The organism is Schauerella aestuarii (assembly GCF_009866805.1).
GTDB classification, from domain to species: Bacteria; Pseudomonadota; Gammaproteobacteria; order Burkholderiales; family Burkholderiaceae_B; genus Schauerella; species Schauerella aestuarii.
This window is the reverse complement of the sequence record NZ_SIZW01000040.1, coordinates 641,183-655,475: the sequence shown is the minus strand read 5'-3', so window position 1 is coordinate 655,475 and position 14,293 is coordinate 641,183. Positions and strand designations below refer to the sequence as shown.

At 62.5% G+C, this 14,293-nt stretch carries 13 protein-coding genes, 1 tRNA gene and 1 pseudogene; 10 read left to right on the top strand and 5 right to left on the bottom strand.

The features are described from left to right. The first annotated feature begins 120 nt into the window (after positions 1-120). On the top strand, positions 121-417 hold the full coding sequence (locus EYW45_RS09885; protein ID WP_161135179.1) for an MliC family protein: 297 nt from the start codon (positions 121-123) through the stop codon (positions 415-417). 68 nt (positions 418-485) lie between these two features. On the opposite strand, the gene EYW45_RS09880 is transcribed toward EYW45_RS09885, so the two are convergent. Further along, the gene (locus tag EYW45_RS09880; protein ID WP_161135178.1) at positions 486-695 is read right to left on the bottom strand and encodes a hypothetical protein; all 210 of its coding nucleotides are present in this window, start codon (positions 693-695) and stop codon (positions 486-488) included. Between the two features lie 209 nt (positions 696-904). Here EYW45_RS09880 and EYW45_RS09875 point away from each other — a divergent pair. Then, positions 905-980 (top strand) — tRNA-Thr (locus tag EYW45_RS09875). Between the two features lie 251 nt (positions 981-1,231). Here EYW45_RS09875 and EYW45_RS09870 read toward each other — a convergent pair. Then, positions 1,232-2,158, bottom strand: a complete 927-nt coding sequence (locus EYW45_RS09870) for a LysR family transcriptional regulator (RefSeq protein ID WP_161135177.1) — start codon at positions 2,156-2,158, stop codon at positions 1,232-1,234. A gap of 271 nt (positions 2,159-2,429) precedes the next feature. Here EYW45_RS09870 and EYW45_RS09865 point away from each other — a divergent pair. The 6 genes and pseudogenes from EYW45_RS09865 to EYW45_RS09840 form a co-directional block, all read left to right on the top strand. Continuing rightward, positions 2,430-3,710, top strand: a pseudogene (locus tag EYW45_RS09865) (3-hydroxyacyl-CoA dehydrogenase NAD-binding domain-containing protein); the annotation flags it as partial. A 14-nt stretch (positions 3,711-3,724) separates the two neighbouring features. Next, positions 3,725-4,906, top strand: a complete 1,182-nt coding sequence (locus tag EYW45_RS09860; protein ID WP_161135175.1) for an acetyl-CoA C-acyltransferase — start codon at positions 3,725-3,727, stop codon at positions 4,904-4,906. A 9-nt stretch (positions 4,907-4,915) separates the two neighbouring features. Continuing rightward, entirely contained in the window at positions 4,916-6,229 is a 1,314-nt protein-coding gene (locus EYW45_RS09855) for an acyl-CoA dehydrogenase family protein (protein ID WP_161135174.1), read from the top strand. Between the two features lie 10 nt (positions 6,230-6,239). After that, complete coding sequence (locus tag EYW45_RS09850) at positions 6,240-7,436, top strand: acyl-CoA dehydrogenase family protein (RefSeq protein ID WP_161135173.1); 1,197 nt, start codon at positions 6,240-6,242, stop codon at positions 7,434-7,436. 16 nt (positions 7,437-7,452) lie between these two features. Continuing rightward, a complete protein-coding gene (locus EYW45_RS09845; protein ID WP_161135172.1) occupies positions 7,453-9,411 on the top strand; it encodes an acyl-CoA synthetase in 1,959 nt (652 codons plus the stop codon). A gap of 256 nt (positions 9,412-9,667) precedes the next feature. Then, entirely contained in the window at positions 9,668-10,651 is a 984-nt protein-coding gene (locus EYW45_RS09840) for a tripartite tricarboxylate transporter substrate binding protein (protein ID WP_161135171.1), read from the top strand. A 106-nt stretch (positions 10,652-10,757) separates the two neighbouring features. Here the strand turns inward: EYW45_RS09840 and maiA are convergent, their stop codons facing one another. The 3 genes from maiA to EYW45_RS09825 form a co-directional block, all read right to left on the bottom strand. Continuing rightward, positions 10,758-11,402, bottom strand: a complete 645-nt coding sequence (gene maiA, locus EYW45_RS09835; RefSeq protein WP_161135170.1) for a maleylacetoacetate isomerase — start codon at positions 11,400-11,402, stop codon at positions 10,758-10,760. 96 nt (positions 11,403-11,498) lie between these two features. Next, positions 11,499-12,479, bottom strand: a complete 981-nt coding sequence (ispH, locus tag EYW45_RS09830; RefSeq protein ID WP_161135169.1) for a 4-hydroxy-3-methylbut-2-enyl diphosphate reductase — start codon at positions 12,477-12,479, stop codon at positions 11,499-11,501. Further along, a complete protein-coding gene (locus EYW45_RS09825; RefSeq protein ID WP_161135168.1) occupies positions 12,479-12,955 on the bottom strand; it encodes an FKBP-type peptidyl-prolyl cis-trans isomerase in 477 nt (158 codons plus the stop codon). The genes ispH and EYW45_RS09825 overlap by 1 nt, the downstream gene beginning before the upstream one ends. A 51-nt stretch (positions 12,956-13,006) precedes the next feature. Here EYW45_RS09825 and radC point away from each other — a divergent pair, with 51 nt between their 5' ends. Further along, on the top strand, positions 13,007-13,678 hold the full coding sequence (gene radC / locus EYW45_RS09820; protein WP_161135167.1) for a RadC family protein: 672 nt from the start codon (positions 13,007-13,009) through the stop codon (positions 13,676-13,678). 283 nt (positions 13,679-13,961) lie between these two features. Continuing rightward, complete coding sequence (locus EYW45_RS09815) at positions 13,962-14,228, top strand: type B 50S ribosomal protein L31 (protein WP_161135166.1); 267 nt, start codon at positions 13,962-13,964, stop codon at positions 14,226-14,228. Positions 14,229-14,293 lie beyond the last annotated feature (65 nt).

Genomic DNA, 14,293 nt, shown 5'->3' with positions numbered 1-14,293 from the left:
GTGTGCACTGGCGCGGCGGACGGCGCGTCGCTATTATTCAACTGGCGTCGTCCGCCGTTTCTACCCTGTGTACTCCGCTTTTCCACCTTTCACGGACCGGACTCGCGCCCGGAATCATTTATGCGTATTGCCGCCCTGTTGATGCTGAGTTTGCTCACCGCCTGCGCCAGCAAAGTGGATCTGCAAAATCTGCCGTCCGCCAGCTATTCATGCGATGACGGCACGTATTTGTGGGTGGTATTCGAACCTGCCGCGGCACGCGTCACATTACCCAACAAGCAAGTTGCCCTGCTCCCGCAGCAGCGAGCGGCATCCGGCATGTGGTACCAGTCGTCGGAATATGAACTGCGCGGCAAGGGCGACGATGCAACATGGACCGCCCGAGGACGATCGCCGTTGGCTTGCCGGGCGCGATAGAAAGCGCACTCGCTTAATGCGTGATGGCTGACCCCCAGCTTTTGCGTAAGGGCCAACCCATAAAACGATCAAGCAGGCTTCGGACCGTCTTTCTTCTTCAGCATTTGAGGACTGTCGTCTTTCAAACCCAGTCCTTCTTTGTCGGCAGGGATAATTTCTTCGCTGCCGTTCATCTGCGAATTGCTCGGGGTGGGACCGGGATTGGTTTTATGCGTTTCGGGGCGGGGATGCTTGCTCTTGTCGCGCAGGTCTGCTTCGCGTTGCTCGTTGTCGCTCATGATCGCTCCTGAATGAAAGATGTCATACGCGGGCTGCAACCCGCATACCTGCATGACGGAGCCCCTAACGCGGGAGCGGCCGGGCAACCTGAAAGCGCGTCGTCTGAGGCGTCGGATCCACACCGCAAACACCGAAAAACCGCTTTGGAACAAAATGCGGCGCACCGGGATGCACAACATCAAAAAGTCGTGCTAGAATTTCGTTCTTCGCCGGTGTAGCTCAGTCGGTAGAGCAGTTCATTCGTAATGAAAAGGTCGAGGGTTCGATTCCTTTCACCGGCACCAGTTGCCCTCGGTTGTATGCCCTTCGGGATGCGTCTTTCAGACCGCATACAGCCACAGCAACCGGTGTAATGCAGCGAAGTTCCGATTCCGGATCACATCCAGGATCAAGCATCAAGGCTAACGTGTCATGCGTTAGCCTTTTTTGCTTTCTGCGGTGTGTGGCATTGGCCTTTTTCGCTCGAAGAATCGGCGCCCGCAATAATCAGCCGAAGCTGGCGGGTTGATGGCACCCGTATCTTGCGATTTACCCGTTATCGTCCCGCCGGCAATAGCCCTGCCTCGGTACCGTGATCGGCATGGGCTTTCGCCAACACAAACTCGATCAGCGTGGAAATCGCACGTGGGTGATGACGATTGGGCATGTACAGCATGTACATGCTGCGGCCATAAATGCTGAGCCGCCAGGGATCGAGCACGGTCAAGACCTCACCCCGTGCGATATCGTCGTGCACCACATAATCCGGCACCACGCCCACACCCAATCCCGCCAATATCGCATCCCTCAAGAAGGGATAATTGCGCGATACCACCGTGGGTTCCAGGATCACATATTGCCGTTTATCGCCCTGATATACCGATAGCCGCAGCGGCCGGCCGATTACGGCAGCGCTCACCACGCGCATGCGCGTCAGATCCTCGGGTTGCTCAGGCAGCGGATTGGCCTGCGCGTAGGCCCGTGACACGCAGGCCACATAACGCACGGCGCCAAGCTCACGCGCCACCAGGGTTTGCGGCGGCTCGGACATGATGCGCACGGCGATATCCACTTCATCGCGCAGCAGGTCGTCCACACTGTTCTCAAACAGCACATCCAGCACGATGTCGGGATAAAGGCGCTTGAATTCAAGCAACCAGGGCGACATCACGAACTGCCCATAGCCGCTGGGCACACTCAGCCGCACCCGGCCCTGCGGCGTTTTGCCGAGCGTTTCAACAGACTCTCGCGCAGCGGCCAGCTCGTCACGAATGCTGCGCCCATGCTGATACAGCTTCAGGCCGATCTCGGTGGGTTCCACACGCCGCGTGGTTCGGCGCACCAGTTGCATACCCACCGATCGCTCGAGTTGGTTCAGGTGATAACTGACATTGGCGCGCGTCATTTTCAGGCGGCGCGCAGCCTCGCTGAGATTGCCCGCGTCCAGGATATCGACCAGCAACGTGAGTGATTTCGTGTCCATACCGCTATTGTCAAAATTTCTTATACGGTATGTCAACCATTGATGCCATTGTCAAGACTCCTTTGCTGGTCAAGAATGCGGGATGACAAGACGGATCGGCATGATCCGCAACAGGAGACACTCAACGATGGCGACTATCGCTTCCGCGCGATCCACGGCGCACGACCAGACCAATGCAGCAGCGGGCGCCGATGGCGACAACCGGCCGGCAGACGCCACGACGACACCGGTTTCCGAGTCGGTTCAAGCGGCACGCGACTATGCGGACGGTGCGCTGCGCACTGCGGCCGACGTGCCCGAAATCCGTCAGACGACTGCGCGCACCCTCACCCATACCGGCATTATCGGCGGCGGCACCATGGGTGCGGGCATTGCCGTGGCAATGCTCGATGCCGGCTTGCGCGTGGTGATGGTGGAGCAGGATGAAGCCGCGCTGGCGCGCGGTCGTGCCCGCGTTGAAGCCGTGTATGACCGCCTGATCGTGCGCGACCGCATGACGCTGGCCGAAAAGAAAGACCGGATGTCGCACTTCAACGGCGCGACGGCTTACGCGGCGCTATCCGATGCTGACCTGATCGTGGAGGCGGTGTTCGAGGATTTGTCGGTCAAGGCCGAGGTATTCAAACAGATCGACCGCTTCGCCAAACCTGGCGCGATTTTGGCCACCAACACGTCCTATCTGGACATCGATCGCATTGCGCAAGCCACTGGCCGCCCCGGCGATGTGTTGGGCCTGCACTTCTTTTCGCCGGCCAACATCATGAAGCTGCTTGAAGTGGTGGTCGCGGCGCAGACGTCGCCCACCGCCGTGGCCACTGGCTTCGCGCTCGCCAAGCGGCTGCGCAAAACGCCCGTACGTGCGGGCGTATGCGATGGCTTTATCGGCAATCGCATCCTGGCGGCCTACCGTCACGCAGCCGATCTAATGATGGAAGACGGCGCCTCGCCTTACGACATCGACGACGCCGTCCGCGCATTCGGCTATCCCATGGGGCCCTATCAAGTCGTGGATCTGGCCGGTGGCGACATTGGCTGGGCCACGCGCAAACGGCGTGCTGCCACACGCGATCCGCAAGCGCGGTACGTGGAAATCGCCGATCGGCTGTGTGAGCAAGGCTGGTTTGGCCAGAAAACTGGACGGGGCTTTTATCGATATGTGGAAGGCGCACGCACCGGCACACCTGACCCTGAAGTGCTGGCCATCGTGGATGCCGAGCGCCAACGCGCGGGCGTCGTGCCAAAGCCGTTCACAGCCGAAGAGATCATGCGCCGCTACATGGCGGCAATGATCAACGAGGCCGCCAACGTGCTGCACGAGCGCATCGCGCTGCGACCGTCGGACGTGGATGCGGTGTTTCTTGCCGGCTACGGTTTTCCCCGCGACCGAGGCGGCCCTCTGTTCTACGCGGACACGGTCGGCGTACAGCAGGTGCTCGCCGACATCGAATCCTTTGCCGATGAAGATCCCCGCTTCTGGCGTGCCTCGCCGCTGCTGCTCGCACTCGCGCAACGCGATGCGACGTTTGCCAGCCTCAACACGCCTTCACGATAAGCAGGAAAAGTCCCATGCGCGAAGCCGTTATCGTTGCCACCGCCCGCACGCCGATCACCAAGGCGCACCGCGGTGAATTCAATCTCACACCCGGCCCCACGCTGGCCGCATTTGCCGTGCGCGAAGCGGTCAAACGCGCCGGTATCGATCCAGCCACGATCGAAGACGCCGTGATCGGCTGCGGTTATCCGGAAGGTTCCACGGGCCGCAATATTGGACGTCAAGCCGTGATCCGCGCGGGTCTGCCGGTAAGCATCGGCGGCACCACCGTCAACCGCTATTGCGCCTCGGGTCTGCAGGCGATTGCGAATGCCGCCGGCCATATCGTTGCGAACGGCGCATCGGCCATGATCGCCGGCGGTGTGGAGTGCATTTCGCACATCCGCACGCGCGACGATGCGCAGTCGGGTATCGACCCCTGGATCGCCGCACACCTTCCAGCGCTCTATATGCCGATGATCGAGACGGCCGATATCGTGGCGGCACGCTACGGCATCAGCCGCGACGCGCAGGATCGTTTCGCCGTCCAAAGCCAGCAGCGCACGGAGGCGGCGCAGCTCGCCGGCCGCTACCGCGACGAGCTGGTGGCCTGCACGACCACGATGGCAGTTACCGACCGTGCGACGGGCGCCGTCACCGAGCGCGAAGTCACGGTATCGGACGATACCTGCAATCGCCCCGGCACCACCTACGATGCATTGGCGAAACTGGCGCCGGTGCGTGGACCCGAGCACTTCGTGACGGCAGGCAATGCATCGCAATTGTCCGATGGCGCCGCAGCGTGTGTATTGATGGAAGCGGCCGACGCCGCCCGCGCCAATCTCACGCCGTTAGGCGCATTCCGCGGCATGGCGATCGCCGGCTGCGAGCCTGACGAAATGGGTATCGGCCCGGTGTATGCCGTGCCCAAACTGCTTGCGCGCCACGGTTTGAAAGTCGACGACGTCGATCTGTGGGAGTTGAACGAGGCGTTCGCCTCGCAGGCGTTGTATTGCCAGCAGAAGCTGGGCATCGACCCCGAGAAATTGAACGTCGATGGCGGCGCGATTGCGCTGGGCCATCCGTTTGGCGTCACCGGCGCTCGCCTGGCCGGCCACGTATTGATCGAAGGCCGCCGCCGCGGCGCCCGTTACGCCGTCGTCACCATGTGCGTGGGTGGCGGCATGGGCGCGGCGGGCCTGTTTGAAATTTATTGAGGACTTGTCATGGATCTGACGTTTACCCAGGAAGAAGAGGCGTTTCGCACGCAGGTGCGCACGTTCTTGCGCGATCAGTTACCTGAGCGCATTTCAAGCAAGGTGCACGGCGGCCGTCCGCTGACGCGCGACGATATGGCCGAGTGGCATGCCATCCTGAATAAACAGGGCTGGCTGGCCGCGCATTGGCCAGAAGAATACGGTGGCACCGGCTGGACCACGGTCGAGCGTTTCATTTTCGAGAACGAATCGGCCCTGGCCGGCGGCCCCCGCCTTGTGCCGTTCGGGTTGAGCATGCTCGCACCGGTACTGATCAAATACGGCAACGAGGCACAGAAACGCTATTGGTTGCCGCGGATTTTGGACGGCTCCGATTGGTGGTGCCAGGGTTATTCGGAACCGGGCGCGGGATCGGACCTGGCGGCAGTGAAAACACAGGCCGTGCGCGATGGCGATCATTACGTGGTGAATGGGCAAAAAACGTGGACCACGCTTGGCCAGTACGCCAATATGATTTTCTGCCTGGTGCGCACGTCCAACGAAGGCCGTCGCCAGGAAGGCATCAGCTTCCTGCTGATCGACATGAACACGCCGGGCGTTGAAGTGCGCCCGATCATCACGCTGGACGGCGCGCACGAAGTGAACGAGGTGTTCTTCTCGGACGTGCGCGTGCCGGTTGAGAACCTGGTGGGCGAGGAAAACCGCGGCTGGACGTACGCCAAGTATTTGCTGACCTACGAACGCACGAATATCGCAGGTGTGGGACAGTCGACCGCGGCGTTGAATCGCTTGAAAGCTGTGGCGGCGCGTCAGCGCAAGAATGGCCGCGCGCTTGATCGCGACCCCGCTTTCGCCGCGCGCCTTGCCCGCGTGGAAATCGAGCTTGAAAACATGCGCACGACCAATCTGCGCGTGATCGCAGCCGCCGCCGGTGGCGGTGCGCCAGGTGCGGAAAGTTCGATGCTCAAGATTCGCGGCACGCAGATCCGCCAGGAAATCTCGGCCCTCAATCGTCGGGCGATGGGTCCTTACGCGCAGGCGTTCGTGGCCGAAGCCGAGCTTGAAAGCGCGGCACCCGTTGAACGCGCCGTGGCTGAACTTGCCCTGGCGGACGGCGGCGACGACGTGCCATCGCGCGGGCTGGAAGCCGGCATCAATGTGGACGCCACCGGCACCGCCGCTGCCGCCACAAGCGAGCGGATCGGACCTGAGGGCGCGGAAAGCGCAGCCGCCCAGTACTTCAACAATCGCAAGCTGTCGATCTTCGGCGGTTCCAACGAAATCCAGAAGAACATCATCTCGAAGATGATCTTGGGACTGTGAGGGCAACATCATGAATTTCGAACATACCGAAGACCGCCGCATGCTGTCGGACATGCTGCAGCGTTTCGTGGCCGATCAATACAGTTTTCCGGTGCGCGATAAACACGCGCATTCGGCCGAAGGTTTCTCCAGCGAACACTGGGCGCGTTACGCTGAGCTGGGCGCGATCGGCGCGCTGTTCACCGAGACCGATGGCGGCTTTGGCGGCGCCGGTTTCGACATCTCCGTGGTGTTTGAAGCCTTGGGGCGCGGCCTGGCCGTCGAGCCGTTCCTCGGCGCACTGATGGCGGGCAGTGCGATCGCGCACGCGTCGCACCCTGCCGCGTCACCATCATCTGCATCGGCATCGTCTGCATCGGCATCGGCGGCACCGGCCACGTCCGATAATCACGCGATCCTCGCCGACATCGTTTCCGGCGAGCGCATTGCCGCGTTCGCGCACGGCGAACCCGAGTCGTTTTATGAACTGGCACGCGTCGCCACCCAGGCCCGCCGCGAAGGCGAGCAGTGGATCATCGACGGCGCCAAGGCAGTGGTCGCGCAAGGCGAGCGCGCCGATGTGTTTGTGGTGTCGGCCCGCACCTTGGGCGACGTCGACGATGAACACGGCATCTCTTTGTTCGTGATCCCCGCCGACGCGGCCGGCGTGCAGCGCCGCGGCTTCGCGCTCATCGACGGCGGCCGGGCAGCGGAACTTACGCTGAACGACGTCCGCGTCCCTGCCGGCGCCCTGCTCGGCCGCGTGGATGAAGGCTATGCCACCATCGAACATGCCGTGGGCCGCGGCATCGTGGCCCTGTGCGCCGAAGCCGTGGGCGCCATGGACGCGGCGCGCGACGCCACGCTCGAGTACCTGCGCACGCGCAAGCAGTTCGGCATGCCCATCGGCAGCTTCCAGGCCCTGCAGCATCGCATGGCGGATGTGCTGCTTGAGATCGAACAGGCCCGCTCGGCCGTCATCAATGCCGCGGCAGCGCTTGATGATCAGGACCGCCGCACGCGCGAACGCGCCCTTTCGGCGGCCAAGTACACGATCGGCCGCGTGGGCATCCTGGTGGCCGAGGAGTGCATCCAGCTGCATGGCGGCATCGGCATGACGTGGGAGCTGCCGCTGGCACACTATGCCAAGCGTTTGGTGATGATCGACCATCAACTGGGCGACGAAGATTTTCACCTCGAACGCTACGTGGCGCTGGGCCAGAATTGACGCCATGGAGGCCACGATGAAGCCCCAACAGGCCGTGTCAACGCCGGCCCCCTTCGACCCGCCCTTCGCGGCACTGTTGCCCGTGCGCACCGCCGCGGATGTGCGGCTGCTGGAAGCGCGGCCGCTTGCCGAAACGGTGACCGCACGCAGCACCTATGCCTTGTTTCGCAATGCGGCGCATGCGTTTGGCGACAAAACGGCGCTGACGTTCATGCGCACCGCCGATCCTGCCGACGAACCGCTGCGATGGAGCTATCGCGAGCTGCTTGCCGGCATTCACCAAACGGCCAACCTGTTGCATACGCTGGGCATCGGCGCACGCGACACGGTCGCGGCGATGCTGCCGGGCTGTCTGGATTACCACCTCGCGCACTGGGGCACGCAAGCCGTGGGTATCGTGCAGCCGCTCAACCCGCTGCTGAGCGAGGAAAAGCTGGCATCCCTGATGAATACGGCCCAGGCGCGCATTCTGATCGCCTACGGATCGGATGCGGAATCCGGTATCTGGAGCAAGGCGCAGCGGCTGCGGGCGCTCGTGCCCACGTTGCAGTGGGTGCTGCGCGTGGCACCGCACGACGAGCCCATCCAGGCCCGGCCCGCCCTGCCGGCCTACACACTGAATTTCGACCTGGCCCGTCTTGAACAGCCCGACGATGCGCTGATCAGCGACCGCGTCATCGCCCCCGACGATATCGCTGCGTACTTTCACACCGGTGGCACCACGGGCGCGCCAAAGCTGGCCATCCACACGCATGGCAATCAGGTGTTCACCGCCTGGGCCGCCGTGCAATTGCAGGGCGCCGGGCCCACCGATACGGTGATCAATGGCTACCCGCTCTTTCACGTGGCCGGCGTCTTGCCGGCTTCGCTTGCATCGCTATCGGCCGGCGCCAACATCGTCATCCCCACCCCTGCGCTCCTGCGCAACCGCGACGTGGTGCGCAACTATTGGCGGCTGGTCGAGAAATATCGCGCGACCACGTTGATGGGCGTGCCCACGGTGCTGGCGGCGCTCGCCGAGGTGCCCTTGAACGGCGCCGATATTTCGTCATTGCGCTATTGCCGCACAGGCGCGGCGCCGCTACCGGCCGAGCTTGCCGCGCGATTCGAGCGGCTGTTCGGCCTGCATGTGCACGAGAGTCTGGGCATGACGGAGATGGCGGGGATCTCGTCCATCACGCCGCCCAACGTGATCGGACCGGTCAACTGCGTGGGCTTTCCGCTGCCTTATGCGCGCATGCGCATCGTCGAGCTCGATGTGGCGGGCGGCCAGCCCGCGCGCGACCTGCCGCCAGGCCAAGCCGGCATGGTGCTGTTCAAATCGCCCAATGTGTTTGCGGGCTTCATGGATCCCGACGACACGCAGCGCGCCTTTACCGACGACGGTTGGTTGATTACGGGCGACGTCGGCTTTCTGGATGCCGAAGGCCGCTTGAATCTGCAGGGGCGTGCCAAGGATCTGATCATTCGCGGCGGCCACAACATCGATCCCAAAACGATTGAGGACGCCCTTGCCTCGCACCCGGCGATCCGCATGTGCGCAGCCGTGGGTGCACCGGATGCCTACGCCGGCGAACTGCCGATGGCGTTCGTCACCCTCATGGACGACGCGCAGGTCACCGAAGACGCCTTGCTGGCTCACGTGGCCCAGCGCGTGGATGAAGCACCCGCGCGACCCAAACGCGTGATTGTGATCGATGAGATGCCGATGACCAATGTGGGCAAGATCTATAAGCCCGATCTGCGGCGCCTGGCCACGGCCCACACTGTGGCCACGCTGGCGCAGCAAGCCATCGATCAGGCAGGCCTGGGTGTGGTCGCCACGGATGCTTTCCGCGTGCTGCCTGATGCCCAGCCTGACGTGGGCCTGGAGATCGACAGCGGATTGCCACCGGCGCTGAAGGCGCAAATCAAGGACACCTTGGATCGGTTGCCTGTGAAGGTGACATTGACCGAGGTGACATTGACCAATTGACCGGCTCATCAACCAGATGATTCATTGATCAAGTGACCGACTGACCAGGTGATTCATCGACCAAGTCATTCATTGACCAAGTGATCTCAGCAAACGACACGCAACGGATTAGGCGGTCACGCCGTGCCGAAGCCTCAAACCAAACACCGCAGTAGAACATCGTATCAACGCTCGACCGCAACACGTGCCGAAAAGAGTACGCAAGCATCACAACCAACACACACACACAAAAACAAAGACACCGAAGGAGACATCCATGCCCCGTTCCATTTCCCGCCGCGCTTGTCTAGGCTTGAGCCTGGCTGCCGTGTTCAGCACCGCACTGCCTTTGGCTGCACATGCCGAAGCCGCGTTTCCCAGCAAGCCCGTCACGCTGATCGTGCCCTTCCCCGCCGGTGGCTCAACGGACCGGCATCTGCGCATCGTGGCGCAGGATGCGTCGAAGTATCTCGGACAACCGGTCGTGGTGGAAAACCGCCCGGGCGCCGGCGGTACGCTCGGCCCGGCCACGATGGCCAAGACGGCGCGGCCCGACGGCTACACCGTCAGCCTGTATCCGCTGGGCATGTTGCGGATGCCGTACATGCAAAAAACCAACTGGCATCCCATCGATGACTTCACGTTCATCCTGGGGCTGTCCGGCTATACCTTCGGCTTTACCGTGCGCGCCGATTCGCCCTACAAAACCTTCAACGAATACATCGAAGCGGCCCGCCAGTCGCCGGGCAAGATCGACTATGGCTCTACCGGTGTGGGCTCGTCGCCGCACTTGTTGATTGAAGAGATCGCGATCAACGCCGGCGTCAAACTCAATCACGTGCCCTATCGCGGCAATGCCGACATGCAGCAGGCGCTGCTCGGTGGCCATGTGATGGCGCAGAGCGATGCCACCGGCTGGGATCAGTTCGTGGATGCCGGCAAGATGCGCCTGCTGGTGACTTTCGGTGAGAACCGCACGACGCGCTGGCCCGATGTGCCCACGGCCAAGGAGCTGGGCTACAAGGTCGTATCGGTGTCGCCCTATGGCCTCGCGGGTCCCAAAGGCATGGACCCGGCCGTGGTCAAAGTGCTGCACGACGCGTTCAAGAAAGCCCTGTTCGACCCGGCGAGCATGGAGGTCATGAAGCAGCTAAATCAGGAACCCGCCTACAAGGGCAGCGAAGAATACAAGCAGTGGGCGGAAGCGACGTTCGTGAAAGACAAGGTGCTGATCGAGCAACTGGGGCTAATGGCAAACTGAAGACGCATGCGCCAGCGTGGCGTCAAAGCAGAACGCTCACCCTGGATAAGACGCCCCGCAGATCGGACTGAGATCCGATGTGACGGGGCGGATGGCGGCTTCCTGCTTACTCAGCGTCCGGCTGATTCTGCGGCGCCGCTTTCTCGAACGCGGGCAATGCGCGGCATGCCTCGTCGATACGCACCAGCGTCGGCATCCCACTCAGATCGCAATTGAAGCGGCGTGCGTTTGCCATTTGCGGCACCAGGCAAATGTCGGCCAACGTGGGCACATCGCCGTGGCAATATGCACCGGTGCCGCGATCGTTCGCCACCCGCGACTCGAGCGCACGCAAGCCCTCTTCCGTCCAATGGCGGTACCAGGCATCTTTCGCATCATCGTCAACCTGCAGCGTGTGCTTCAGATACTTGAGGATGCGCAGATTGTTGATGGGGTGAATGTCGCACGCCACCATCAGGGCCATATCGCGAATGCGCGCCCGGTCGGCGGGCGACCCCGGCAACAACGATGGCTCGGGATGCGTTTCGTCGAGATACTCGATCGTGGCCAGCGACTGGCCGATGATCAGTTCGTCGTCGACGAAAGTAGGCACCAGGCCCTGCGGATTGAGCGTGACGTACGACTCGCCACGTTGCTGCCCGCCATCCTTGAGCAGATGCACCGGCACGTAGTCGTACGGCAAGCCCTTCAAGTTGAGGGCGATGCGCACACGGTAAGCGGCCGAGCTACGGAAATAACTGTATAGCTGCATGAAACGGGGTCTCCTCCGGTTTGAGTAAAGCGCATGGTGCACGCGTCGATCGAGCCGCGAGCGCCATGATCGAGCGGTTGAATCCGCTCTTTTGTCTTATTCCAGCGACTCGATGCTCACCGTTTTGCGTGACAATTCCTTGGGCAACGGAAACACCACGTTTTCTTCCAGGCCCGGCATCTTGCGTACCGATACTGCGCCCAGATCGCGCAAACGCTGAATGACCTGATCGACCAGGATCTCGGGCGCCGAGGCGCCGGCTGAAATGCCGATACGCTGGCGGCCTTCGAGCCACTCGGGCTTGATCGAATCGGCCCCATCGATCAGATACGACGCCGTACCCTTGCGTTCGGCGACTTCGCGCAAGCGATTGGAGTTGGAGCTATTGACGCTTCCCACCACCAGCACCAGGTCGCATTCCGGCGCCAACACCTTGACGGCATCCTGCCGGTTTTGCGTGGCATAACAGATGTCGCTTTTCTTCGGCTCCGCAATCGTGGGAAAGCGGCGCTTGAGCGCATCGGACACGTCGCGGGCATCGTCCACCGACAACGTGGTCTGGGTGACGAAAGCGAGGTTGTCTGGCGTATTGACCTGCAACGCCTCGACGTCGGCCACCGTTTCGACCAGATAGATGCCGCCCCCCTCGGCCTGGCCCAGCGTGCCTTCCACTTCGGGATGGCCCTTGTGGCCGATCATGATGATCTCGCGGCCGGCCGCGCGCATGCGCGCCACTTCGATGTGCACTTTCGTGACCAGCGGGCACGTGGCGTCGAATACGCGCAAGCCGCGCGATTCGGCTTCACTGCGCACGAGTTTGGATACCCCATGGGCCGAAAACACCACGATCGCGCCCTTGGGGGCCTCGTCGAGTTCGTCGATGAAAATCGCACCCTTGTTGCGCAAGTCCTCGACCACATAACGGTTGTGGACGATTTCATGACGCACGTAGATCGGCGCACCGTGCAGTTCGAGCGCGCGCTCGACGATATCGATCGCCCGATCCACGCCCGCGCAAAACCCACGCGGTTGCGCCAGCAGTACTTCGGCGCCTTCAGCGGATTGGCGTTGGGTCATCACAACACTCCAAGAATGGCGACATCCACGCGCAGCGCAGTGCCGGCCAGCGGATGATTGAAGTCGAACAGGGCCGCATCGCCCTCCCACGACTTGAGCACACCCGAGTAGCGTCCGCCGTTGGGTGCGGTGAACTCGACCAGATCGCCCGGCTCGAAGGTCGCATCCGCGCCGGCATGTTCGGCCAGCATGCGGCGGCTGACATTCTGCAGCAGCTCGGGATTGCGATCGCCGTAGGCCTCGGCCGGCGTCAGGTTGAGCGTGGCGCGGCTGCCTTCGGCATGCCCCACCAAGGCGGCTTCCATGCCGGGCGCCCATTGACCGCTGCCCATTTGCAGCGTGCCCGGACGGCCGTCGAAGGTGTCGGTAAACACCGATCCAGCGGCGGGACCCGAGTCAAGGGTGATGCGGTAATGCAGCGTCAGGTAGGAATCCGGACGGACTAAAACGTTCGCGGCTTCAGTAGGGGCACTCACGAGGTGTCACCGTAGAGACTAGCTAAAAACGCTATTTTAAGGCCTTAGTCCATGCTTACCCATCCCTCTTCTGGAGAACGCCCTCGCGAAAGGCTGATTCGCCACGGCGCCGGCGTCCTGACCGACCCCGAATTACTGGCCGTGGTGCTGCGCACGGGCCAGCCCGGCTGCGATGCGGTGCAGCTCGGCCGCGTGCTGCTGGAGCGCTTCGGCAGCCTGCGCGGGCTGTTCGGGGCCTCACCCGACGATCTCATCGCCACCCACGGCATCGGCCAGGCCAAAGGCTGCCAACTGCTGGCGGTGCTGGAGCTCGCCCGTCGCACGCTCGAGGAAGACCTGGTGCGCCCCGATGCCTTCGATCACCCCCAGCGTGTGAAGGATTACTGCATGACCATTCTCGGCCACCGGTCGGTCGAGCACTGCATCGCGCTCTATCTGGACATGCAATTGCGGCTGATCGCCTGCCGGGAACTGGCCCGCGGCACCCTGGGGCAGGCCTGCGTCTACCCGCGAGAAGTGGTTCGGGACGCCCTCAGTCACCACGCGGGCGCATTGATCATCGCGCATAACCATCCCTCGGGCGCTGCCCAGGCCAGCCAGGCCGACCGCGCCTTCACGCGCCATCTGCGCGATGCGCTGGCGCTGGTGGACATCCGGCTGGTCGATCACCTGATCGTGGCGTCCGGGCAGGCGATATCGATGGCCGAGCTCGGGCAGATATGAGGACCTGGCCGTGAGTGAGTGCCTTGAATGCGTGCTGTGGGTGCTTGACGTGAGTGCGCAGGCGCCAGGGCGTGGCGCGAATGCTTCGGTGTTGCGTTAAACCGGGCCACTGAACGTATCCGGCGTTGCGCCTGCCCGACAACACCCGCGCTCTGCCTTCTCATTCGGCCTACCCATGCTAGAATGCGAGGTTACTTTCTGGATACGTTGCAGGCCAACCGGTGTGTAGGCACACTGATCGAACCTGCTGGCGACCCGTTATTACTCTTAGGACTCTACAGCCATGAAAGCAGGCATTCACCCCGAATACCGCGACGTCGTGTTTCTGGACCAGCAAACCGGCAACAAATTCCTCAGCCGCTCGACCCTGCACAGCCGCGAAACCATCGACATCGATGGCAAGTCGTACCCGCTGTTCAAGTGCGACGTGACTTCCGAATCGCACCCCTTCTACACCGGCGCGCAAACCCGTATCGTCGAAACCGGCCGTGTCGAGAAATTCCGCGCCCGTTTCGCCCGTACGCAAGGCACGGTCAAGTCGGGTTCCTAATCCGAACCGGCTAAACGCTCGCGCGTTCCGACGCAGCCCGAAGTGCCTTGCACTTTACAGCGGCA